At 54.7% G+C, this 22,631-nt stretch carries 20 protein-coding genes, 6 tRNA genes and 1 rRNA gene; all 27 read right to left on the bottom strand.

Annotated features, from left to right (window positions below):
- Nucleotides 1–18: 18 nt before the first annotated feature.
- Nucleotides 19–966, bottom strand: coding sequence for a thioredoxin-disulfide reductase (gene trxB, locus D7Z26_RS18345; protein ID WP_120978487.1), 948 nt, complete (start codon nt 964–966; stop codon nt 19–21).
- Between the two features lie 43 nt (nt 967–1,009).
- On the bottom strand, nt 1,010–2,740 hold the full coding sequence (locus D7Z26_RS18340; RefSeq protein ID WP_120978486.1) for a tetratricopeptide repeat protein: 1,731 nt from the start codon (nt 2,738–2,740) through the stop codon (nt 1,010–1,012).
- Between the two features lie 604 nt (nt 2,741–3,344).
- A complete protein-coding gene (locus D7Z26_RS18335; protein ID WP_120978485.1) occupies nt 3,345–4,295 on the bottom strand; it encodes a ribose-phosphate diphosphokinase in 951 nt (316 codons plus the stop codon).
- Nucleotides 4,296–4,399: 104 nt separating this feature from the next.
- Nucleotides 4,400–5,206 carry a histidinol-phosphatase HisJ gene (gene hisJ / locus D7Z26_RS18330; RefSeq protein WP_120978825.1) on the bottom strand — a complete coding sequence of 269 codons (807 nt, stop codon included), beginning with the start codon at nt 5,204–5,206 and terminating at the stop codon, nt 4,400–4,402.
- 63 nt (nt 5,207–5,269) lie between these two features.
- Nucleotides 5,270–5,950, bottom strand: coding sequence for a bifunctional phosphoribosyl-AMP cyclohydrolase/phosphoribosyl-ATP diphosphatase HisIE (gene hisIE / locus D7Z26_RS18325; protein ID WP_120978484.1), 681 nt, complete (start codon nt 5,948–5,950; stop codon nt 5,270–5,272).
- Entirely contained in the window at nt 5,947–6,705 is a 759-nt protein-coding gene (gene hisF / locus D7Z26_RS18320) for an imidazole glycerol phosphate synthase subunit HisF (protein ID WP_120978483.1), read from the bottom strand. The genes hisIE and hisF overlap by 4 nt, the downstream gene beginning before the upstream one ends.
- 15 nt (nt 6,706–6,720) lie before the next feature.
- Nucleotides 6,721–7,488 (bottom strand): phosphoribosylformimino-5-aminoimidazole carboxamide ribotide isomerase, encoded by a 768-nt coding sequence (gene hisA / locus D7Z26_RS18315; protein ID WP_120978482.1) that lies wholly within the window; start codon nt 7,486–7,488, stop codon nt 6,721–6,723.
- Between the two features lie 210 nt (nt 7,489–7,698).
- Complete coding sequence (hisH, locus tag D7Z26_RS18310) at nt 7,699–8,310, bottom strand: imidazole glycerol phosphate synthase subunit HisH (protein ID WP_120978481.1); 612 nt, start codon at nt 8,308–8,310, stop codon at nt 7,699–7,701.
- Nucleotides 8,311–8,916, bottom strand: a complete 606-nt coding sequence (hisB, locus tag D7Z26_RS18305; protein WP_120978480.1) for an imidazoleglycerol-phosphate dehydratase HisB — start codon at nt 8,914–8,916, stop codon at nt 8,311–8,313.
- Nucleotides 8,913–10,202, bottom strand: a complete 1,290-nt coding sequence (gene hisD, locus D7Z26_RS18300) for a histidinol dehydrogenase (protein WP_120978479.1) — start codon at nt 10,200–10,202, stop codon at nt 8,913–8,915. Before hisD ends, hisB begins: the two co-directional genes overlap by 4 nt.
- 76 nt (nt 10,203–10,278) lie before the next feature.
- A complete protein-coding gene (hisG, locus tag D7Z26_RS18295) occupies nt 10,279–10,887 on the bottom strand; it encodes an ATP phosphoribosyltransferase (RefSeq protein ID WP_120978824.1) in 609 nt (202 codons plus the stop codon).
- Between the two features lie 26 nt (nt 10,888–10,913).
- Nucleotides 10,914–12,140: an ATP phosphoribosyltransferase regulatory subunit gene (locus D7Z26_RS18290; RefSeq protein WP_120978478.1), complete on the bottom strand. Its 1,227-nt coding sequence runs from the start codon at nt 12,138–12,140 to the stop codon at nt 10,914–10,916.
- 252 nt (nt 12,141–12,392) lie between these two features.
- Nucleotides 12,393–14,285, bottom strand: a complete 1,893-nt coding sequence (locus D7Z26_RS18285; RefSeq protein WP_120978477.1) for an FAD-dependent oxidoreductase — start codon at nt 14,283–14,285, stop codon at nt 12,393–12,395.
- A 35-nt stretch (nt 14,286–14,320) separates the two neighbouring features.
- A complete protein-coding gene (locus D7Z26_RS18280; protein ID WP_407643536.1) occupies nt 14,321–14,752 on the bottom strand; it encodes an acyltransferase in 432 nt (143 codons plus the stop codon).
- A gap of 47 nt (nt 14,753–14,799) precedes the next feature.
- Nucleotides 14,800–15,468: a pyrophosphatase PpaX gene (gene ppaX, locus D7Z26_RS18275; protein ID WP_120978475.1), complete on the bottom strand. Its 669-nt coding sequence runs from the start codon at nt 15,466–15,468 to the stop codon at nt 14,800–14,802.
- Complete coding sequence (gene lgt, locus D7Z26_RS18270) at nt 15,431–16,450, bottom strand: prolipoprotein diacylglyceryl transferase (protein ID WP_120978474.1); 1,020 nt, start codon at nt 16,448–16,450, stop codon at nt 15,431–15,433. Before lgt ends, ppaX begins: the two co-directional genes overlap by 38 nt.
- 25 nt (nt 16,451–16,475) lie before the next feature.
- Nucleotides 16,476–17,408, bottom strand: a complete 933-nt coding sequence (gene hprK / locus D7Z26_RS18265) for an HPr(Ser) kinase/phosphatase (RefSeq protein WP_120978473.1) — start codon at nt 17,406–17,408, stop codon at nt 16,476–16,478.
- 292 nt (nt 17,409–17,700) lie between these two features.
- Nucleotides 17,701–18,822: an ABC transporter ATP-binding protein gene (locus D7Z26_RS18260; RefSeq protein WP_120978472.1), complete on the bottom strand. Its 1,122-nt coding sequence runs from the start codon at nt 18,820–18,822 to the stop codon at nt 17,701–17,703.
- A gap of 90 nt (nt 18,823–18,912) precedes the next feature.
- Nucleotides 18,913–20,004: a PucR family transcriptional regulator gene (locus D7Z26_RS18255; RefSeq protein ID WP_120978471.1), complete on the bottom strand. Its 1,092-nt coding sequence runs from the start codon at nt 20,002–20,004 to the stop codon at nt 18,913–18,915.
- A gap of 93 nt (nt 20,005–20,097) precedes the next feature.
- Nucleotides 20,098–21,045: an MraY family glycosyltransferase gene (locus tag D7Z26_RS18250; protein WP_120978470.1), complete on the bottom strand. Its 948-nt coding sequence runs from the start codon at nt 21,043–21,045 to the stop codon at nt 20,098–20,100.
- Between the two features lie 740 nt (nt 21,046–21,785).
- Nucleotides 21,786–21,861 (bottom strand) — tRNA-Lys (locus tag D7Z26_RS18245).
- A 72-nt stretch (nt 21,862–21,933) separates the two neighbouring features.
- A tRNA-Tyr gene (locus D7Z26_RS18240) sits at nt 21,934–22,017 on the bottom strand.
- A gap of 36 nt (nt 22,018–22,053) precedes the next feature.
- Nucleotides 22,054–22,129 (bottom strand) — tRNA-Phe (locus D7Z26_RS18235).
- A 20-nt stretch (nt 22,130–22,149) separates the two neighbouring features.
- Nucleotides 22,150–22,226 (bottom strand) — tRNA-Asp (locus D7Z26_RS18230).
- Between the two features lie 9 nt (nt 22,227–22,235).
- Nucleotides 22,236–22,311, bottom strand: a tRNA-Val gene (locus D7Z26_RS18225).
- Between the two features lie 19 nt (nt 22,312–22,330).
- Nucleotides 22,331–22,407, bottom strand: a tRNA-Met gene (locus D7Z26_RS18220).
- Between the two features lie 98 nt (nt 22,408–22,505).
- Nucleotides 22,506–22,631: ribosomal RNA gene (locus D7Z26_RS18215) — 23S ribosomal RNA — on the bottom strand; the annotation flags it as partial.

The raw sequence follows: 22,631 nt of genomic DNA, 5'->3' as shown, positions 1-22,631 counted from the left end.
TAATGATGTAAAAAAGAATTAAAGAGATTGGCTCCAATCATGCGTGGCCGAGCCTTCCAGGAATTTCTCGCAGTCGAGCGCGGCCATGCAGCCGCTTCCGGCCGCCGTAATCGCTTGACGATATTTGTGATCCTGCACGTCTCCGCAAGCGAACACGCCCGGAACGTTCGTCTCCGTCGTGCCCGGCTTCACCTTGATGTAGCCGAGTTCGTCCGTTTCGATCTGATTGTCGAGGAATTTCGTGTTCGGCGTATGGCCGATCGCCACGAACAACCCTTGCGTATCGAGAATTTCCTCTTCGCCGGTAACGTTGTTACGAACCTTAAGTCCGGTAACGCCGTTATCGCCCGCTACGACCTCGATCGGCGTTTTGTTCAGGCCCCACAGAATTTTGTTGTTCTCGCGGGCGCGATCCTGCATAATCTTGGACGCTCTCATCTCGTCGCGACGATGTACCAACGTGACTTCGGAAGCGAACCTCGTGAGGAAGTTGGCTTCCTCCATCGCGGAGTCCCCGCCGCCGACGACGATGATTTTCTTGCCGCGGAAGAAGAAGCCGTCGCAAGTCGCGCAGGTGCTTACGCCGCGTCCTACGTTATCCCGTTCTCCCGGAATTCCCATATATTTAGCGGAAGCACCCGTGGAAATAATCAAGGTTTCGGCTTGCAGCGTTTCCCCGCCTTCCAGGGACAACGTGAACGGACGCTTGGACATATCGACGTTGTTGATCCAGCCCGTGCGGAATTCCGCGCCGAACCGCTCCGCCTGCTTGCGCATGTTGGCCATCAAATCCGGTCCCATGATGCCCTCGGGGAAACCCGGGAAGTTCTCGACTTCCGTCGTCGTCGTTAATTGTCCGCCGGGCTCGGGACCTTCGATTACGAGCGGGGACAGATTCGCGCGCGCCAGATAGATCGCCGCCGTCAATCCCGCCGGGCCCGTGCCGATTACGATTGTTTTGTGCATCTTTGTTCCTCCTAGTGTGCAAACCGTCTGCAGGATAGAAAAGTTAGTGAAAGGAAGGAGTCGTTAAATCCAGTTTCTCCCGAATGCCGCACGCTTCGTCGATCCGATTCGCGTAACGGCTAATGCTAGCCTGGGAAACGCCGTAACGATTGACCAAATCCGCATAAGTAACGGTCCTGCGGTGCATCTTAGCCGTCCAATATTCCAGCGCGGCCGCCCACCCCGTCGACTTGTGAAGCTTCGGCACCTCCGGATAGACCCGGGACAAATAATCGACCCACAGCGTCATCATATCGTGCTGCTGGACGACGTCGTATCGGCCGGACATCCCTTCGAGCGCATGCTCCAGAACCGTCTGCCACGCGCTGTCCCATACGGGCAGCTTCGCCGACTTCCTTCGCGCTTCCAGCGTAAGCGTTCTGCCGCTGAACGTGACGACCAGCGAATCCTGGACGCCGATGGAACGAAGCACGAGAACGGCGACGCGTTTCAACTCGTCGTCTTCCTCAGTATCGATCAGGAACGCCTTCAGCGCCTCGATCACTTCTTCGTCCGCGACGAGGCCGAGCGCCTGGATGACCTGTACCTTCGTGCGTCGATCCCCATGGCGAAGCGCCCAGAAAAAAGACGAGCGGATGAGAGGATCGCGTTTGAGCGCCTCCGTGACTTGACCGGGGCTATGCTCCCACTGACGGAATTGCTCCTCGAACGGCAGATGGTAATGGTAATGCGTCGGCGGGCTTTCCTCGCCGGTACGTACCTTCTCCAGCCTGCGAAGGTAGAACGAAGGAACGGGAGATTCCGAATCCAGCTTCTCGGCTTGTTTCCAATGCTTCTCCGCGTCCTCGTAACGTCGCAAGTTCGTCGCCGCGACCGCCGCGAAATGGTGCAGGCTCGGCTCCGAAGATAATTCGCTCGTCTTCAGCAACCTGCGGAAGTGAGCATAGGCTTCGCGATGTTCGCCGACGATGCCGAGCGTCGTCGCCATCTTGAAGACATGTTCGGGGTGAAACGGAACGGTCTTGTTCAGCTTCTCGATGAGCGCCTTAAGCGGCCCGTCTTGATTGGAATGCTGATAGAAAATCGCCAAGTTGCACAATGCGTGCAAATTCCCCGGCTCCGCGTCCAGCACCTCGGCAATGGTCGCGACCGATTTCTCGAACAGTCCCATATAGTAGTATGCCAACCCCAGGTTATTCCTCGCCGCGAGAAAATCGGGCTCGCGTCCGATAATTTCTTCCAGCATTTTGACCGCTTCCGCGAAGCGTCCCGCTTCCAACAGCTCGCGGGCTTTGTCGTGCGCGTATATATTTTCTTTCGCCTTGATCGTAGCTAGCTTGGTCGGCCGGTTGAGCTCGTAATTCAAGAGATCAAGCAACTCGTCCGACTCGTCCAGGAATTGCCCTTCCGCGTCGTTCTCCAGATAGCGGACGAGCGCATCCTCGGCGGCTTCGAATAGCTCCATGTTGGCGTAGTTATTGGCTAAGTAATAATAACATTCCGTCATCGCCGGATCGATCCGGTCGAGCACGGAGCGCAAGATCACGTTCGATTCCTCGTAACGTCCCATTTCCGACAGGATGCCTGCCATGTTGCAATGGTTCACCGGGTTTTCCGGTTCGTACTCCACCGCCCGGCGGAAATACTTCAGTGCCTTGTCGTAATGATACCGATCCAACGACTGCACGGCGCGTTCGAAGAAGAAGGTCGCGTCCAGACGCATCGGGATTACTTTGGGACGTCGGCTCGGGGCCGCACGTTTCCGCTGACTCATCGGCAAGGCACCTCCTAATTGCTCTGGATTTCCATCAACCACGATTATAACACAGCCTGAGCGTTCCATAAAATAAAAACGCCCTATAGGTAAGAGGAGTAACTCGCGTAATTGGAATAAAGTGGATGCAACTCAAACAGGTCATTCTCTTGTTTCTCATGCGGTTTCAAGTCCATTGAGGTCATATTGATCAATTAAGAAATCAATTAAGAAATCAATTAAGAGCCATTCAGACCGTTAACTCGTAATTGTGGCACCTTACTGTCAAGCATTAACTGCCCTTTTGACCTTTAATAACCAAATTTCAAGCTTGCAAAGGGGCCTTGAGGCACTTTAAAGGCCATATTGACCGTTAAAGGCCGCTTGTGAGAGCCCTCAAGCATTTTAACAGCCAATTTGACCTTTACAAAACGAATCTCGCTTCGCCTCACCCCGCCCGTAGGGGAACCAGAACCCATATACGGCTCGGACGTCGGCCGCCATCCCAGCGACGCCGTTTAGCCTTGAAAATTCGCGGCCCCCTCACGAATTTTAACGAGAAAGCGGCCGGACGGGAGAGATAATCCCGAGCGGCCGCTTTGCGTTGAATTGGAAAATATTACGATTAAATGCCGGCGTTCTTGAACAGCGTGCTGATCGAGCCGCCTTCCATGATGATGCGGGTCGCTTCGGCCAGCATCGGAGCGACGCTAATGACCTTGAAGCGATCCGAGCGCTCTTCCGGCAGCAGGATGGAGTCCGTGACGACGACCTCCCTGATGTTCGGGTGATCGAGCCGTTGCAGGGCAGGTCCGGAGAACAACGGATGCGTCGCGCAGACGAAGCCGTCTTCGGCGCCGCGTTCCTTCAAACCTTCCACGACGTTCACGATCGTCGTTCCGGTATCGATCATATCTTCGATAATAATCGGCGTGCAGCCTTGGACATCCCCGATAACGTGAGTGATGACCGATTCGTTGTGCGCCGGGCGTTTCTTGATCATGATCGCGAAAGAGCAATCCAATTGATTCGCGAGTTTCTCCGCGGTCGAAGCTCGTCCAGCGTCCGGAGACACGACGACCGGGTTGCGAATGTTCTTGGATTTGAGATAGTCGCTGATCAAATCCAGCGCGGTCAAGTGATCCACTGGAATATTGAAGAAGCCTTGGATAGCCGGTGCATGCAGATCAATCGTTACGATCCGGTGCGCGCCCACCGTCGTTAGGACGTCGGCGACCATCTTCGCGGAGATCGGTTCGCGCGGAGCGGCTTTCCGTTCTTGCCGAGCGTAGCCGTAGTAAGGCAACACGACATTAATGGTACGGGCGGATGCCCGCTTGGCGGCATCGATCATGACTAGCAATTCGACGAAATAGTCGTTGATCGGATGAGATAACGATTGAACCAGGAATACGTCGCAGTTGCGGATCGTCTCCTCGTAGTGAACGTACACTTCGCCGCTCTTAAACCGGGAAAGCTTAATCTTCCCTAGCGGCAATCCGAGATGGTCGGCGATTTTGTTAGCCAATAACGGATTGGATGATCCCGAAAAAATACGAAGCTTGCTGCTGTACATGTGCCCCTCCAAATTCAGCTTCAACACTTCCTAGTGTCGAATACCGTCAGTCAACCTGCATTCCTACATAGTCAAGCTTCATTATACATGAGTACGGCTAGAATTCAAAAAGGTTTCAACGCTCGTTTGCGCCCATCAAACGTCGCCAAGTGCGTAAATCCGACATTTTTCAGCATCGTTCGCGCGTCTGCCCCTTTTTGCCCGACTTTGTCGGGATGATGGGCATCCGAGCCGTAAGTGACGGGGATTTCCAGTTCCTTGGCGCGCGTAAGAATTCGTTCCGACGGATACATTTCCTTACAAGGGGCGTAGAAGCCCGCGGCGTTCAGCTCGAACGCGATATCGTGCTTCTTGACGGCTTGCAACGCGGCTTCCTCGAGCGGGGTGACGTCTTCCTCCGGAGGCTTGGGAGCGAATCGCTTGATCGCGTCGATATGGCCGATGAAATCATACAATCCCGTCGCGGCAGCTTTCTGAATCGCGTCGAAATATTGCTCGTAGGCTCCGACGACGCTTCGGCCTTCCCATTTGCCCGCTTGACGGAAATCCGTTACGTCCCACGTCCCGAGAAAATGAACCGAACCGATCACGTAATCCCAAGGGAACCCGTTCGCGATCCGCTCGATCTGTTCCTCGTAGCCCTCGATATAATCTCCCTCGAGCCCTACTCGGACGTCGATCGTGCCCTTGTACTTCTCCTTGAGTCTGAAGCATTCTTCCACGTAGCGGGGAAGCTCCTCCATCGGCATGGCGATATCGGGGTGCTCCTCCTGCGTGAGGTTGACGAGAGGCATGTGGTCGGACAAACCGATCTGGACCATGCCCTTGCCGATCGCGCTGAGAACGTACTCTTCCAATTCGCCGACCGCATGGCCGCAACGGTAGTTATGAGTATGATAGTCGATCGGCATTCCCTGCGGATCGGATTGCTGCAATTGCGAGTTCGTTAGCGAATTCGTAGTCATGGCCTTCACCTAGTCCTTCTTGACCGGCTTCCGATGCCGGAATTCGAGCTCTTGCAGCACGTCGTCGAACGGAACCCCTTGCTCCCGTAACAACACCATCAGGTGGAAAATAAGATCCGCTGACTCACTGCGAAGCTCGACCGTGTCCCGCTTCATCGCGGCGATGATCACCTCGGCGGATTCTTCCCCGATCTTCTTGACGATTTTCTCGACGCCCTTCTCGAACAAATAGGTCGTGTACGCGCCTTCCGTGCGTTCCGCGTCTCGCTGGGCAATCGTTGCCTCTAAGCGGCTTAGCGGGGCGAAGCGGTCTTCCGCGGCGGATGCCGAGGAACCGGTCGCTTCTCCGGACACGGAGCCTTCGCGATAGAAGCAGCTGTAGGCGCCGGTATGGCACGCGGGGCCGTTCTGGCGAACCTTTACGAGCAACGTATCTCCGTCGCAATCATAGTGAAGGGAAACGATCTGCTGCGTATTGCCGCTAGTCGCCCCTTTGTTCCACAGTTCGTTGCGCGAGCGGCTCCAGAACCACGTCTGACCGCTTTCCAGCGAGAGCTTCAGAGACTCTTCGTTCATATAGGCCATCATGAGCACCTCTTTGCTGAGGGCGTCCTGGACGATCGCGGGAACGAGTCCGTCGGCATTCCAAGCGATCTGCTCGAGTATTGGCAGTTGTTGATCCTGGGTCATCGTACGTTCACTCCTTTGCCGCGCAAAGCATCCTTGACCTCTTGCACGGATAATTCTTTATAGTGGAAAATACTGGCCGCAAGCGCCGCGTCCGCGAGCCCTTGCTCGAACACGTCGGCGAAATGCTTCGCCGTTCCTGCACCGCCCGACGCGATAACCGGAATGCCTACGCTTCCCGATACCGCCTTCGTCAGCGCGACGTCGAACCCGTCCTTCGTCCCGTCCGCGTCCATGCTCGTCAGCAGCAATTCTCCCGCTCCGCGTTGCTCCGCCTCTTGAGCCCAAGCGACCGCGCGGATGCCCGTCGCGTTACGTCCTCCGTGGGTGAACACTTCCCAATCGCCCCACTCCGCGTTGAACTTCGCGTCGATCGCGACGACGATACATTGCGCGCCGAACGTTCTCGAACCGTCCGTAATGAGATCCGGATTACGAATCGCCGCCGTGTTGATGCCGATCTTGTCCGCGCCCGCGCGAAGCAGGCGTTTCATGTCCTCGACCGCGGAAATCCCTCCGCCGACGGTGAAGGGAATCGTAATTTCGCCGGCGGTCCGGCGCACGACGTCGACCATCGTGGCCCTTCCTTCAACCGATGCGGAGATGTCGAGGAATACGAGTTCGTCGGCGCCTTCGCGGTCGTAGATGGCCGCCAGCTCCACCGGATCTCCGGCATCGCGCAGATTGACGAAGTTAACGCCCTTAACGACCCGGCCGTCTTTCACATCGAGGCAGGGGATGATTCTTTTGGCTAACATGCTGCGTTCCTCCTTCTATCGCGACCGCGACGAATCGCAATAATCGACGACTTCCCTATAAGGCAGCGTTCCTCCGAAAATATCCAAAGCGCTGCCGATCGTAATGTCCAGCTTGCCCCCGGTAATTTCGCGGAACCGCGCCAAATCTTCTAGCGATCGGGCTCCTCCCGCGTACGTGGACGGAATCGTCGCCCATTCGGCCAGCCTGTTCGCCAGCTTCTCCTGAACGCCTTCCCGCTTCCCTTCCACGTCGACCGCATGGATCAGGAACTCGTCACAATAGCTTTCCAGCTCCCGGACGTTCGCCTCGTTCACTTCCAGGTCGCTGAACGTCGTCCACTGGTTGGTCACCACGTACCACTTGCCGTCCCGCTCCTTGCAGCTGAGGTCGAGCACGAGCTTATCCCGGCCGACCTCCGATACGATTTTCCGCAAATTGTCCATCTGCAGTCGCCCGTCGCGGAAAACGTACGAAGTGACGATCACGTGGGATGCCCCGGCGTTCAAATACTCCGCCGCGTTGTCCGCCGTGATGCCGCCCCCGATCTGCATGCCGCCGGGATACGCCCGAAGCGCGGACATCGCCGCTTCGCGGTTACCTCCGCCGAGCATGATAATATGGCCGCCGGTTAAGCCGTCCTCGCGGTACATCGAAGCATAATAGTCCGCCCCCCGTTCGGAGACGAAATTTTCCACGACCTTCGAGGCGTCCGCTTGCAGCGTCTCCCCGACGATCTGCTTTACTTTGCCTTGGTGGATATCGATACAAGGTCTGAACCGCACCGCATCTCAGTCCTTCTAGAGTAAATTCAATAATTCGCTTTTGATCACGATGATTTTCAGGATGCTAATTCGAAATCGAATCTTGAATTCAGCCGGGACTTCCGGTTCTCACGTAGGTTTGCCTACGCTCCGATCCTCACTCCCTAGCTTCATCCAACCTTCTCAGTGCTGAAAACCGAATTTTTGAACTCTCATTTTAGTTTTAACTTCTTAATTCTGTCGTCCGGTCAAGTCAACGAACCTGCGAAGCAACGCCATGCCGAGCGCGCTGCTTTTCTCCGGGTGAAACTGCATGCCGTATACCGAACCTCTGCCCACGATCGCGGTCACCGGCTGATGATAGTCCGTGACGGCGAGCAAGTCCGAGCTTTGTTCCGGCAAGACATGATAAGAGTGCACGAAGTAAACGTGCCCCGGTTCCACGCCTTCGAACAGCGGACTCTCCTGCTTGAAAGTCAGCTCGTTCCAGCCCATGTGCGGCACTTTGTAATCGCCTTGGAACCGCACGACGCGGCCCGGCAACAGATCCAAGCCTTGGTGAACGCCGTGCTCTTCGCTCTCGGTGAACAACAGCTGCATGCCGAGGCAGATGCCTAATAAGGGCTTGCCGGATGCGGCATACTGCTTCACGACGTCTATTAGTCCCGTATCGCGCAAGTTAGCCATCGCGTCGCCGAAAGCGCCTACACCCGGCAGAATCGCTCCGTCCGCCGCGGCGATCATTGCCGGATCCGAAGTCACGACAACCTCGCAACCGAGTCGCTCTACGGCTTTGCTGACGCTATGCAGGTTCCCCATGCCGTAGTCGATAATGGCGATCACTTACAACACTCCTTTGGTGGAAGGCACGCCCTTCACGCGTGGGTCGATCGAAGTCGCTTCGTCCAACGCGCGTCCGAGAGCCTTGAACACCGCTTCGACCATGTGGTGCGTATTGCGTCCGTAATGGACGATGACGTGAAGCGTAATGCGAGCTTCGAGCGCCAGCTTCCACAGGAATTCATGTACGAGTTCGACGGAGAAGCTGCCCACGTTAGCCGAAGGGAAGTCCGCTCGAAGCTCGAAATGCGGCCGGTTGCTGATGTCGACGACGACTTGCGCGAGCGCTTCGTCCATCGGCACGAACACGCTGGCGTAGCGTTTGATACCGGCTTTGTCGCCGAGCGCTTCGCGCAGCACTTGACCGAGGCAAATTCCGATGTCTTCGACCGTGTGGTGATCGTCGATATCGACGTCCCCGCGGGCTTCGACCTTCAGGTCGAACTGGCCGTGTTTGGCGAAAAGGTCGAGCATGTGGTTCAAGAAAGGAACGTCGGTCTCGAGCGACACCTCTCCCGTTCCGTCTACGCCAAGGGCGAGTTGAATGTCCGTTTCGTTCGTCTTGCGGGATACGGCCGAGCTGCGGCCTGCTTTCACTTGTTCGGTCATTGGGTTTCCCTGCCTTCCAATCGGATTTCCACCGCGCGGGCATGGGCTTCCAGCCCCTCGTGGCGGGCGAGCGTCGCGATTCCCGCGGCGTCTCTGAACAATGCGTTCTTGCTGTATCGGATCAAGCTGGATTTCTTCAGGAAATCGTCCACGTTAAGCGGGGACGAGAATCTTGCGGTTCCGTTCGTCGGCAGGATGTGGTTCGGTCCGGCGAAGTAATCGCCTACCGGCTCCGAGCTGTAAGGCCCAAGGAAGATCGCGCCGGCCGTCTCGATGCGTCCGAGCAGCTCCAGCGGATCCTCCGTCATCACTTCCAGATGCTCGGGAGCCAGCTTGTTCACGACGTCGAGTCCTTCATCGAGACTATCCACGACGATGATCGCCCCATGCTGCTCCAGCGAGCTGCGCGCGATCTCTACGCGCGGCAGCGTCGCCACCTGCCGCTCCAGCTCCGCCGCTACCGCGTCGGCAAGCGCCTGCGACGGCGTGACGAGCACCGCCGACGCCATCTCGTCGTGCTCCGCTTGCGACAGCATATCCGCGGCTATGTACCGCGGATCCGCGCTGTCGTCCGCCAGCACGACGATCTCGCTCGGCCCGGCGATGCTGTCGATGTCTACCGCGCCGTACACGGCGCGTTTCGCGAGCGCCACGTAGATGTTGCCAGGCCCGCAAATCTTATCGACGGCGGGAATGCTCGCCGTCCCGTAAGCGAGCGCCGCTACCGCCTGCGCTCCTCCGACCCGGTACATCTCCGTCACTCCCGCTTCCGCGGCCGCGACCAGGATGTACGGATCAATGCCTTCCTTCCCGCCGGTAGACGGCGGCGTAACCATGACGATCTCCGGCACCCCGGCCACCTTGGCCGGAATCACGTTCATCAGCACCGACGACGGATACGCCGCCTTGCCGCCGGGAACATACAGCCCCACCCGTTTCAGCGGGCGCAGCACCATGCCGAGCATCGTGCCGTCCGGCTGCACGTCGACCCACGTTCCGCGTTTCTGCTTCTCGTGAAACGCCTTGATGTTCGCCGCCGCCTGGCGCAGCGCGTCCAGAAAATCGGGCTCCACGTGCGAATAGGCGCCCTGGATCTCTTCCGCGGTAACCCGCAGGCGATCCGGCGTCAGCTCCGTCTTATCGAATGCCGCCGTATACCGCAGCAACGCCGCGTCTCCTTCGAGCCTAACGGCTTCCACGATTTCCTTCACCGCCGCGTTCTGTTCCGGCGAGCCGTATTCGCTTTCCCGCTCCAACCGGAAATCGGCCGCTTTGCCTCTATACATGCATACCCCTCCAATCTTTGCATTTATCATCGCTTCGTCCGAAACCATCCACTTCGAGCAGTTCCGCTTTCCGCTCTTACGCCCGAGCCGCGATCGTCACGCTCAACCGGTCGCACAGCTCCTGGATCGCCACGTTTTTCAATCGGTAGCTCACGCGGTTCGCGATCAGCCTGCTCGTCACTTGGAACAACGTTTCCCGTTCGACGAGTCCGTTCTCCTTCAACGTCTGGCCTGTTTCCACCATGTCGACGATCCGGTCCGCAAGGCCGATCAGCGGCGCCAGTTCTATCGAACCGTTCAGCTTGATCACTTCGACCTGCTGACCCAACTCGCGGAAATATTGCGAAGCTACGCGAGGATATTTAGTCGCCACCCTGGGATGAATCGTCGGCTTCCAATCCGGCAGGCCGATGACCGACATCCTGCACTTCGCGATCGCCAAGTCGAGCAGCTCGTAGACGTCTTTGTTTTCCTCCATCAGCACGTCCTTGCCTACGATTCCGATATCGGCGACGCCGTACTCGACATAGGTCGGAACGTCGACCGGCTTCGCCATGATGAATTCCATGTTCGCTTCCGGAACCGGAATGATCAACCGCCGCGAATCGTCGAATTCCTCGGGGATCTCGAGTCCCGCTTGCCTGAACAGCTTGCTGGCTTGCTTATAGATACGCCCTTTGGGCATCGCGACTTTAAGTACGCCGTTATCCGTCACTCTTGCTCCCCCTTCCCGAAGAACGCATTCAACGCTTTATATTCCCGTCCGTTATAGATGAAGCTTCCGTCCTCGATCAAGCCCGCTTGAGCTCTCGACTGCAATTGCCCCTTGTCTTCCGCGGCCACGAGCGCTGTCACGACGGCGCGTCCTTGCGCCCTCATATCGGCTGCCGCGGCCATTGCCGCCGCCCTCTCCGAGCTCTCATAAACGACGAGTGCCGCTCCCATGGCCTCCGCTTCATCCTCCACCACATCGAGAATCCGCGTTGTTTTAAGCCCAAAGCCCGTAGCTGCCGCCGGTCGGCCGAATTGCGCAAGCAGGTTGTCGTACCTGCCTCCGCTGACCACCGGGAAGCCGAGCTGGGAAGCATACCCTTCGAAAGTCATGCCCGTATAATAGGAGAAATCCCCGATCATCGTCAGATCGATGAGCACGTGCTCCTGCAGTCCGTACGCCTCGAGTACGTCCCACACCTCGCACAGATGACGGATCGCTGCCCGAGCTCCCGCGTTGCCGCTAAGCTCGAGCGCCTGAGCGCATACTTCTTGACCGCCCCGCAGCCGCAAAATATCCTCAAGCTCCCGCTGCCAGGCCGGATCTATCGATAGCTTGCGTATCACATCGCGGTAGCCGACATGATCGCGTTGCAGCAAACAAGCCTTCAAAGCTTCTTGCTCGCTCTCGAGCCCCGGCAACGTTTCTTGGAACAATCCGTTCAGGAACCCTACGTGCCCCATCGCGATCTTGAACGAGGGCACTCCGGCCGCCTGCAACGAAGCGATCGCCAGAGCGATCACCTCCGCATCCGCCTCGGGAGACGCGTCTCCGACAAGCTCAACTCCGGTCTGGTAGAACTCCGCTTCGCGTCCGCCTTCTTCTTCGAAAGCCCGGAACACGTTGCCGTGATAGCTCAGCCGAATCGGAAAAGGTTCATCCTTAAGCAACGAACCGACCACCCGCGCGATCGGAGCCGTCATGTCCGAACGCAGCACGATCGTCGTCCCGCGTTGGTTCAACAGCTTGAATAGCTTCTGGTCCGAAGTGGCGCTCGCCACCCCGACCGTATCGTAATATTCGATTGTCGGCGTCATAATCTGCTCATAACCCCACTGGCGCATGCATTCCAGCACGTCGCGCTCGATGCGGCGCAGCTTGGCGACCGCGTGCGGCAAATAATCCTTCACGCCGGTCGGTTTCTCGAATACTTTTGGTTTCGTCATCGTTTCGCACCCTCGTCTCTATCTAACGAATCTTGCGATTCATGATTAACTCGACTTATTGTAGCTCACTTATCGCTTTAATGCGTTAAAGTTCTACCAATTTACCATACTGCCAAAATAAAGAGATTAGTCGTATATTACCACGCTCGACAGGCTCAGTCAATCCCGTTTGCACGCGAACCCTCTCCACCAATTCGCCAGGTATGCTAAAGCCGCCTAACTGCCATTATCGGCAATCAGGCGGCTCGCCTATCAGATGAACGTGACGCCTAATCCATACTGCAAAACATCGCGTATAAGCATGAACGTGTCGCCGTTCGTGAGCTTATCTTTACGGCTAATCAGGTTGAGGGTATCTTGCTTCAACCATCCTTTTGCCAAAAGCGCCTCTTCCGCGTTTTTACCGACTACTTGCGCATTCGCAACCATCGCGAGCATGGAAGCCGCTTGCTTTAACGTTAACGGCCTTTTTACGGATTCGGCGGCAAGCGCCGCGGGCTCTAACTCGCGAGATAAAAACTCGGGATACTTTTTCTGCACGACCCGAAGCTGATAGGCAAACCGTTTCGGATCCGAGGCTTCGTCCAGCGCCCAGCCTTTGTTATCGTAGCCGCCGATCGTTAGCCCAAGGCTTACCGCTGCGAGCAAACCCGGATAATCCTTATGCTTCGCGTACTCGGGAGTAGCGAAGTGCCGCATGCGAAGGTCCATGCCTTGCTGCATAAGACGCTTGCGCAGTTCGGAGATATCGTCTTTCGACCGGGACATGTCCCTCAGCGATACCCCCCGCTCCAGAGCAAGTTTCACCGCCGCTCCCGCGGCTTGCCCGGTCGCCATCCCCAACGGGATGACACGTGCGCTGCCGTGCGGAAGCGTATCGAAGCTCGCCGACCTTCCGACAACGAGCAAGCCATCCACTTTAAGCGGAACCAGACAACGGAAAGGCACGCCATACTGCTTAGGAGACATAAGAATGGCTCCCGTATTGCTTGAGTTCGGGCTTTGAATGTCCACTTGATACGATCCGTAAGCGATCGCGTCCCATTGATCGCGATTCTGCATGAGATCCGCCATCGTAAGCCGGTATTCTCCCCGAATATGCCTCGTTTCCCGAACATACAGCTCGGGAGCCGTGCCGGCAAATTCAAGCGAGCTGAACTCCTTGAAATTTTTCTTTAGATAATCGACGATTAGCGGAGCTTCTTCTTCTCCGATTCGCAGCCCTTCTTGCACCGATGCAGGCTCTAACGGATGTATACCGTAGATTTGCATCGTGTTGATCAGAATCGTATCCCCGTCCTGGCGGCCGATGTTTAAGCTGCGGATTTTTACCCTTTTCGGTTTGGAAGACACGTACTCCCTAGCTTCTTGATAGCCCCAAATGCTTCTATCGTCGTAACCCGTATTCTTGTGATGCTTTAGCTCATCCCATACCTCGCTCGTAACCCCGCTTAATTTGAAGACGAGCGTCACGGCCATTTCGCTGTTCGGATCTCCGAGATCCTCCCTGCCCATCGTATACTCGGCTCCTGCCGCAGCCGCGATATCCGCATCCTGCGTGGCGTCGATAATCGCCTTCGAGTTCACTCGCTCCTCGGTTCCATCGGCTTTGACGATACGCATCCCAACGGCGTTATGACCCTCCATAATGGGCGCCATCTCTCTCGTGTTCATCACGAGATCGATATTCGGTTCCGCGGCGACCATCCGGTGGAACAGATTCGCGGCATGGTTCACGTCGAAGGAAGTGCCTCTTATTCCTTCATACCATTCTTGGAACAGTCCTTTGTCCAAGAACACCGCTTTGTCCCATAAGCGATAGTTGACCGGGGCTTTGTTGAGGTCTAAGGAATTTAACCACCCTAACGTCATCAAGCCGCCAAGAATCGTACGGTTTCTGCCGTCTACGAGGAGCACTTTAAGTCCGTTGCGAGCTGCCGATATGGCCGCCATGATTCCCTCCGGATCGGTTCCGGCTACGATAACATCGTAAGATGCTTGCGTAATTCCGGTCTCCACGGGCAAAACAAGCTTCTCGGGAATCGTTCGATACAAGGATTCGGTAATCCGATAAGAAAAGGTCATGCTTAGAAAAATAGGAATGAGGCACAGGCATAAAATCGTTTTGCGAATTCGTCTGAACATCCGACGCGGCTTCCCTCCAAACGCATCCGGCGACTCTAGTTGGAATTCAGTTCCCTCAGGGGATTCCCTCCTACGCGAGCCCCCGGAGCGACGTCTTTGTGCACGACGGAACCGGCAGCCACGACGGCGCCGTCCCCGATCGCGACTCCGGGAAGAATCGTAACGTTCGCACCTATCATAACGTTCGAGCCGATGCGAATATCTCCCAGTCGGTACTCCTTGATTAAATACTCGTGCGTGAGCATCGTCGTGTTATATCCGATGATCGAATTTTCCCCGACCGAGATGCGCTCGGGGAAGAAGACATCCACCATCACCATAAGCGCGAACGCCGTATGGCGTCCTACCTTCATGCCGAGGACGCGCCTATAAATCCAATTTTTCACCGGCAGGCTTGGACAGTACCGCGAGATCTGGATGAACACGAAATTGCGAACCGCCTTGAACCTCGAGACGGTCCGGTACATTTGCCACAGCGCGTTCGGTCCTTCAACCGGATACCGCTCCACGTTTCTCAACCGTCGACACCCTCGATTCCGCACAGGGCCAGCAGATCGCTCATCTCATGCAACATATGCTCGGCCCCGGCTTCGAATAGATTGTCCGCTCCTTTAAGCGACCAGGCCACGCCTACGGGAACGGCCCCGGCGGCGATGGCCGACTTGATGTCGACGGAGCTGTCTCCGACCATCAGAGTTTCCGCAGGCTCTGCCCCCAGTGCTTGGATCGCCTTGGCGACCGGTTCCGGATGCGGCTTCGCATGCTCCACGTCATCCAGGGAAACGATTGTTCCCATGTACTTCATCAATCCAAGCAGTTCGAGCGCGCGAATCGTCGTCGCGCGCATTTTCGTCGTGACGATTCCGAGCTTGAATCCCGCATCGTGCAATCGGGCTACGACCTCGGCGACTCCCGGGAACAGGGCGACCATCTCGTCATGACGAAGATGATTGTACTCCCGATAGGCCTCTGTCAGGGAAGCCACGTCTTCACGCCCCGAGAATTGCTGCAATTGCATGCTCAGCGGCTGACCCATGCTAGGGATAATATGTTCTCGGCTGAACCCTTCCGGAACAACGCCCTTAAGAGCGTGGAAGAAGGATTGAATAATTAACTCGTTCGTATCGATAATCGTTCCGTCCAGATCAAATAGAACGGTTGTGATCTTCGTCTTTTGCGTCATTCTCGTTGATCTCCGTTTCCTTCGGTGCCGTTTCTTGTGTGGTTTCATTCGCGGGCTTACCCGTTTTAAGATTAATCAGCGGATCATTGTAACGCTCTTTCGCTAAGCCCAACTGGCGGCGAGTGACGATCAAGACGATGCCCGCGACGATAATCAGCAAGGCAAGCAACTGGGATATGCGAATGTTGCCTTCCTCCGGATTCATGTACCCTTGATCTTGGCCGAATATTGCGGTCATCGGCGTCCACAGGGCGTTAAGGAAAGATTCCAGCCAAGCCGGTCCTTTGAACAACAAGCTATCCGTACGAAGAACCTCGATAAAGAAGCGCCCGATCGAATACCAGATGAAGTAAGAGAAGAACAATTCTCCGGCCCGCAGGAAATTCCGACGGCGGATGATGAACAAAATAATTAATCCGACTAAGCTCCAGATCGATTCGTACAGGAATGTCGGATGATGGTACACCCCTTGAACGTTCATCTGGTTAACGATGAATGACGGAATGTGCAAGGTATCGCTAAGGAAGGACTTGCTGACCTCTCCGCCGTAAGCTTCTTGGTTGACGTAGTTGCCCCAACGTCCGAACATTTGCCCGATCAACAAAGACGGCGCGCAAATATCGACGATTCTCCAGAAGCTGAAGCCTTTATGACGAATATAGAAAAATCCGCACAGCAACGCTCCGATCAGCGCGCCGTAGATGGCGATGCCTCCGCCCCAGATCTGAACGATCTCGCCGGGATGATTCTTATAGTACCCCCACTTAAAGGCCACGTAGTACAAACGGGCCACGATAATCGAGGAAGGCACGCCGTAGAGCATGAGATCCAGGAAGAAATCCGGGCTTAGTCCGAAGCGTTTGCCTTCCTGAACGGCGATAAGCAAGCCCGAGAGCGCCGCCAGTCCCAAGATGATGCCATACCAATGTACCGTTAGAGGTCCGAGCTTAAACGCGATCGGATCCAAGAGCATCGTAAACATGGTCGTCCTCCAATAATGGTCTATTCTATTCGTAATCTTCTTCTGATATCGCTTCGGTCAATTTGTTCGTGAATTGCTGAGCCGCATTGTATCCCATGCGCTTCAAGCGGAAGTTCATGGCCGCGACTTCCAGGATAACCGCCAAGTTCCGGCCCGGACGCACGGGAACCGTTAAGAGAGGAACCTCGGTCTCGATGATCTTCGTCGTCTCTTCATCCAGTCCAAGCCGGTCGTACTGCTTGTCCTGTTGCCAGTTCTCGAGCTTCACTACTAGACTGATGCTCACTTGATTGCGCACCGCGCCAGCACCGAACAAAGTCATTACGTTCAGAATGCCTAACCCGCGTATTTCTAGAAGGTGCCGAATCAATTCCGGCGCCGTTCCGAACAAGTTGTTGTCGGACGTCTGTCTAATCTCTACCGCGTCGTCGGCGATCAGCCTATGCCCGCGCTTGACTAACTCCAGCGCGGTTTCGCTTTTCCCGATACCGCTACCGCCCGTAATCAGCATCCCTACGCCGTACACGTCGACGAGTACGCCATGAATCGTCGCGGAAGGCGCGAGTTTTTTCTCCAGGAAGTTCGTGATGCGGCTGAGAAGAATCGTCGTCGCTACCGAGCTTCTTAGCACGGGAAAATGACGCTCTTCGGCGATCTCGATCAATTCCGCAGGCACTTCCAATCCGCGGGTGACGATGATGCAAGGCGTTTCCTCATGGCATAACCTTTCCATGCGGTCCCGTCGCTCCTCCGTCGTTAACGTATCCAGGAACGCCAACTCCGTGCGACCCAACATTTGGGCCCGTTCTACGGGATAGTAATTGAAATAGCCCGCCATTTCCAAGCCCGGACGATTCAAGTCGTCCGTAATGATCGTACGTCGCAATCCCTCTTCGCCTGCGACAATTTCGAGGTGAAATTGCTGCACGAGCTCCGATACTTTCACTTTTTTAGCCATCGTACAGCTCCTTTCCTGATTCCCTCTATTTCGTAATCGTATCGAAAATACACCCACAAAGCAATGAGAGCTTTGAACGGAGCAGACTAAACGCAAACAAGCATGCGAATTAGGCGATATAGGAACAACTGTCGCAAATCTTATCTAGACTTATCCATTATAATTCTTACGAACTGGAAAATACATCAATTCCTGTTGTCCGTATCCGTCCGGTCAAGTTGGAAATGCACCTAAAAGAAATGGATAATAAAAAACCGCCCGGCCACTGGCCAAGCGGTTATTCGTACGTATATTAGTTTTCGAAAATGTTAAGTTCCGTGTCTTTGTCGAAGCAATGAATTTTGTTCATGTCGACGGCAAGCTTCACGTTTTGGTTCTCGCGAAGGCCGGAACGTCCGTCTACGCGAGCGATGACGTTTTCTTTGCCCAGGCCGTTCAGGTAAAGGAACATCTCGTGACCCAAGTTCTCGGAAACTTCGATCGTTGCGTTAACGATGCTGTTCGGAGAAGCTTCGATGAATACAGGCTCTTCGTGGAAATCTTCCGGACGAATTCCGAGAATGATTTCGCGGCCGATATAGCCTTTACCGCGAAGCGCTTTGGCTTTGCCTTCCGGTACTTCAACGTTGAAGCCGGTAGCGCGGAAGCGAACTGCTCCGCCTTCTTCAACCAATTGTCCCGTGATGAAGTTCATCGCAGGAGCTCCGATGAAGCCTGCAACGAACAGGTTAACCGGGTGATTGTAAAGAACGTCAGGAGTAGCGGCTTGTTGAATGAAGCCGTCTTTCATGACAACGATGCGATCGCCCATCGTCATGGCTTCCGTTTGGTCATGCGTTACGTAGATGCAAGTCGTTTCAAGGCGTTTCATCAATTTGGAGATGTTAGCGCGCATTTGCGTACGCAGTTTAGCATCCAAGTTGGAAAGAGGCTCATCCATCAAGAAGACTTGAGGTTCGCGAACGATTGCGCGACCCAGGGCGACACGTTGGCGTTGGCCCCCGGAAAGAGCTTTAGGCTTGCGATCCAGCAAGTGCTCGATTTCGAGCGTGCGAGCTGCTTCGCGTACGCGGCGGTCGATTTCGTCTTTGCGGAATTTACGCAATTTCAGACCGAATGCCATGTTTTGGTATACGTTCATATGTGGGTACAATGCGTACGATTGGAACACCATCGCGATGTCGCGATCTTTCGGTGCTACGTCATTAACGACGCGGTCGCCGATGTACAGTTTGCCTTCGGAAATTTCTTCAAGACCTGCGATCATACGCAGCGTGGTCGATTTACCGCAACCGGAAGGACCAACGAGTACTAGGAATTCTTTGTCCTGGATGTCCAGGTTAAAGTCGGTTACCGAAGCCTTATCGGTACCTGCATATTTTTTGAACACTTTTTCTAAACGAACGCCTGCCATGTACATTTCCCCCTAAACTTCGTTTGAAGGTACAGGAATATCTTAACTCACACCTAGGCCAAATGACTATGCACAAAGCGTACAAAAAATTCATTTCCTTTTCGTGACTTTGTACAATAGCAATAATATCCGTACCAATACGGCGTCGTTAAAGGAGCGAACGTCCAAGCCCGCCTCGTTCTTTATTTTATCCAATCGGTATAAGAGCGTATTGCGGTGGATGAACAGTTTTTTGGCCGTCTCGCTCACGTTACAGTCCATGGAGAAAAAAGCATCGAGAGTCGACACCGTCTCCGAGTCCGTGAACAAATCCGGTCTACCCATCATTTCTTCTACGAAACGCGATCTGACCTGCTCGGGGATCCCGCTGAGCAAGCGTTCCAGATGAACGAGCCACGGCAGATGGATTTGCATGCCTACATGGAACTTACGACCGAGAAAAATCGTTTCCCTAAGCGTACCGACGATTCGGATTACGCTTTCCGCGGGCACGATCGGTTCTCCGACCGCAATGTGGCATTCTCCTCCCCATTCTCCCGTCACGAGCTGGTGAAGTCCTTCCGCTAGCGTGGACAGGATTTCCTTCGTTTCCTCGTGTCCAAGCACTTCGTCGCCATCCGTATCCGCTTCCGTCAACAGGCGATCGCTGCTGAGAATGAGCCATTCGTGTTCCCTTAGAGGAATAAGCAGCGTCTCGTCGGAGATGAACGTTCGGATCGTTTTTTCCAATTCGCTATAAGAAGGTTCCTTGTCCTCAAGCTGTTCGCATAGAAGCAGGAACGGTACCATTCCGTCGAACAACCGGTTTCTGAGTTCCATGCGGTCGGGCACTTCCGCCCGCCATTCTCCGTTCGTCACAGATTGCTGAATCCACTCTCCGAGCCTTCTCGTCTGCCGTTCCAGATCCGAAGCGCCGGACGAGGAACGGACTCCGCCTTGCTGTATTGCCCAACCTATCAATTGCTTCTCGAGCGGAGTTAACGTCGCGGCGATCTCCCAGCACTGTAGCTCGGCTCCGTTCGCGCGCGTGACGATCAAATAAGCATTCTTCGATTGAATGGCGTCGCCGGCTTCAGGGTGCTTCTTGCCGCCTTCCCGTTCCCATTCCGAATTCGACATGACTTTAGGCACGACCGGAGCATTCAACAGTTGTTCCAATTGCTGCAGCTTGGTTTTATTCATCCAGGAAGCCCCTTGTCTGCGATAATAAGCGATAGGATATATGCGTCATTGTAACATATTTGGCGCATCCTGGGGGATCGAGGACAAGTAACGTTAGCGCAGCGCGAGCAAGATCACGATGGAGAGCAAGGAAAATACGGCAGCGATGAGATACAGGAACGACACCGTCTGGACTTGGGTAAGCCCCCATTTCATCAAGCTATGATGGGTATGCAGATTGTCAGCCCGATGCAGGCCCTTCCCTTCCCATAATCTTCGCGAAAAGACGATGACCGTATCGAGGATCGGTACGCCTAGAGCCAGCATCGGAACCGACAAAGATAAAAGGGTTGCCCCCTTCAACGTACCGTCAATGGCCGTCACCGCCAGAACGTAACCGAGGAAGGTCGCTCCGGCGTCTCCCATGAAAATGCGCGCGGGGTGAAAGTTATAAGCAAGGAACGCGAGGCAAGCGCCGGCAAGGGCAATCGTAACTAAAGCGGTATCCTTATGGGAGAAGATTAGCGATGCGGCGAATAACGTCATGGAGGATATCGCGGTAACTCCCGAAGCTAAGCCGTCGATTCCATCGATGAAATTAAGCATGTTAATGAGGGAAAACACCCATACAAGGGTGAATAAGGCGGATACGAGCGGAGAAAACAAGATCATAGCGGAGGAAGCGGGCGAAGAAACGCCCTGGATCGCTATTCCTTGCCAGACCGGTACGAGCGCCGTACCGATATAGGCAATTAACCGCGGCCATACCGGGAATTCCCGGCCTTTGGCTTTGAAGCTGTCGTCCACGAGTCCGACGATGACAAGGATCGCTCCTCCGATAAGCAAAGCGCGAAACAAGGGCGGATGTCCCATGAATAGAAACGAAGTCACCATCACTCCGGCGAAGATGGCAACTCCTCCAGATAGAGGGATCGCTTCGGCGTGAATTTTGCGCTTGGATGGACGGTCTACGAACCCGATTCGGATCGCGATATTCCGCACGACGGGAACAAGAAGGATGACGACCGTAAAGGCGAATGCTAACGCGTACAAATAAATCATCGTTCAAGTCCTCCGCGATGCGATTTGTACTTAACTTTCCCCCGACCGGAATGCTTCTATTCCTATATATTCCTTCCGGCCTGCTAGAACGCGGTTTAAACCCACCGAAGATGCTCTCTGATGCTTATTCCTTTTAGATTCCGCACACTCCCCCCACCGAAGATGCTCTCTGATGCTTATTCCTCTCAGATCCCGCACACTCCCCCACCGAAGATGCTCTCCGATGCTTATTCCTCTCAGATCCCGCACACTCCACCACCGAAGATGCTCTCTGATGCTTATCCCAACCGCCCCTTACACTTTTGCCTTCTGATAAAGTCCCAAGCAACTAGCGGCTTCAACAAATATGGCGATGAATGTCCCTCAGACGGGTTTCGACAAGGCGTGCAGTTGGCAGCTCGCATAGACTTCGCGCTATAGCCAATTAGTTGGAAAAAACACAGCTAATCGGGGACAATAGGTCAATATTCGAACAAGAGTTGGAGAAAGTACATCTAATTACATTTTCAAATACATCCGTCGATCATTTCGGAACAATTACATACTTATTTTCCAATTACTTGTGATCTATTGAGCGAATAAGGAAAAACAACTGTACTTTTTCCGCTTAATTTATCACCTCACGGTGGTATTTCCGAATTCCATACTGTCTGAACATATCCAGAGCATTTCTTTGAATACGCAAAACTCTGAATACGCAAAAAAACAGACGCTTGCGCGTCTGCTTGGTTGTTGGATAATGGTGAGCCATGTAGGACTCGAACCTACGACACCCTGATTAAAAGTCAGGTGCTCTACCAACTGAGCTAATGGCTCGCATTGCTGGGGTCCCCGAAAAGTACCAGGATTACGCTCCAAAGCTTTGCTTCACTTTTTGGGGTGAAAAAATGGTGGAGGATGATGGATTCGAACCACCGAACCGTGAGGAAGAGATTTACAGTCTCCCGCGTTTGGCCACTTCGCTAATCCTCCACAATATGAGCCGGTCTGGTGAACCGGAATGAAAAATGGTGGCTCGAGACGGAATCGAACCGCCGACACGAGGATTTTCAGTCCTCTGCTCTACCAGCTGAGCTATCGAGCCTGACTTGTTTGGAAAAATAATGGCGGAGCTGACGGGATTCGAACCCGCGGTCTCCTGCGTGACAGGCAGGCATGTTAGGCCACTACACCACAGCTCCGCGATTATATGGTGGAGGCTGACGGGATCGAACCGCCGACCCTCTGCTTGTAAGGCAGATGCTCTCCCAGCTGAGCTAAGCCTCCATGGGATATAAGAAATTCTTGGTAGCGGCGAAGGGACTCGAACCCCCGACCCTCCGGGTATGAACCGAATGCTCTAGCCAGCTGAGCTACACCGCCACACTAAATACGTCAAGACGACTTGCGCCTTGAAAACTGGATGCGAAACAAAGCTTAGAAGAAGGTGAATGTATCATTGTCTTACTATTGTCATTCGTTAGGATAAGCCCTCGACCGATTAGTACTCGTCAGCTCCACACGTTACCGCGCTTCCACCCCGAGCCTATCAACCTCGTGTTCTTCAAGGGGTCTTACGAATTGGGAAATCTCATCTTGAGGCAGGC

This window comes from Cohnella endophytica, from assembly GCF_003628305.1.
GTDB classification, from domain to species: Bacteria; Bacillota; Bacilli; order Paenibacillales; family Paenibacillaceae; genus Cohnella; species Cohnella endophytica.
The sequence above is the reverse complement of the archived record's forward strand: the minus strand, read 5'-3'. Positions and strand labels throughout refer to the sequence as shown.

Excerpts from the sequence above, each read along its gene's own strand:
- lgt (WP_120978474.1), bottom strand. The coding sequence starts at position 16,450 with ATGTTTACGATGCTCTTGGATCCGATCGCGTTTAAGCTCGGACCTCTA.
- D7Z26_RS18285 (WP_120978477.1), bottom strand. The coding sequence starts at position 14,285 with ATGTTCAGACGAATTCGCAAAACGATTTTATGCCTGTGCCTCATTCCT.
- hisG (WP_120978824.1), bottom strand. The coding sequence starts at position 10,887 with ATGCCCAAAGGGCGTATCTATAAGCAAGCCAGCAAGCTGTTCAGGCAA.
- hisB (WP_120978480.1), bottom strand. The coding sequence starts at position 8,916 with ATGACCGAACAAGTGAAAGCAGGCCGCAGCTCGGCCGTATCCCGCAAG.
- D7Z26_RS18260 (WP_120978472.1), bottom strand. The coding sequence starts at position 18,822 with ATGGCAGGCGTTCGTTTAGAAAAAGTGTTCAAAAAATATGCAGGTACC.
- D7Z26_RS18255 (WP_120978471.1), bottom strand. The coding sequence starts at position 20,004 with ATGAATAAAACCAAGCTGCAGCAATTGGAACAACTGTTGAATGCTCCG.
- hisF (WP_120978483.1), bottom strand. The coding sequence starts at position 6,705 with ATGTTAGCCAAAAGAATCATCCCCTGCCTCGATGTGAAAGACGGCCGG.
- trxB (WP_120978487.1), bottom strand. The coding sequence starts at position 966 with ATGCACAAAACAATCGTAATCGGCACGGGCCCGGCGGGATTGACGGCG.
- D7Z26_RS18290 (WP_120978478.1), bottom strand. The coding sequence starts at position 12,140 with ATGACGAAACCAAAAGTATTCGAGAAACCGACCGGCGTGAAGGATTAT.
- D7Z26_RS18250 (WP_120978470.1), bottom strand. The coding sequence starts at position 21,045 with ATGATTTATTTGTACGCGTTAGCATTCGCCTTTACGGTCGTCATCCTT.
- hisJ (WP_120978825.1), bottom strand. The coding sequence starts at position 5,206 with ATGCCGATCGACTATCATACTCATAACTACCGTTGCGGCCATGCGGTC.
- D7Z26_RS18340 (WP_120978486.1), bottom strand. The coding sequence starts at position 2,740 with ATGAGTCAGCGGAAACGTGCGGCCCCGAGCCGACGTCCCAAAGTAATC.
- hprK (WP_120978473.1), bottom strand. The coding sequence starts at position 17,408 with ATGGCTAAAAAAGTGAAAGTATCGGAGCTCGTGCAGCAATTTCACCTC.
- D7Z26_RS18335 (WP_120978485.1), bottom strand. The coding sequence starts at position 4,295 with ATGTACAGCAGCAAGCTTCGTATTTTTTCGGGATCATCCAATCCGTTA.
- hisD (WP_120978479.1), bottom strand. The coding sequence starts at position 10,202 with ATGTATAGAGGCAAAGCGGCCGATTTCCGGTTGGAGCGGGAAAGCGAA.
- D7Z26_RS18280 (WP_407643536.1), bottom strand. The coding sequence starts at position 14,752 with ATGTACCGGACCGTCTCGAGGTTCAAGGCGGTTCGCAATTTCGTGTTC.
- ppaX (WP_120978475.1), bottom strand. The coding sequence starts at position 15,468 with ATGACGCAAAAGACGAAGATCACAACCGTTCTATTTGATCTGGACGGA.
- hisIE (WP_120978484.1), bottom strand. The coding sequence starts at position 5,950 with ATGACCCAGGATCAACAACTGCCAATACTCGAGCAGATCGCTTGGAAT.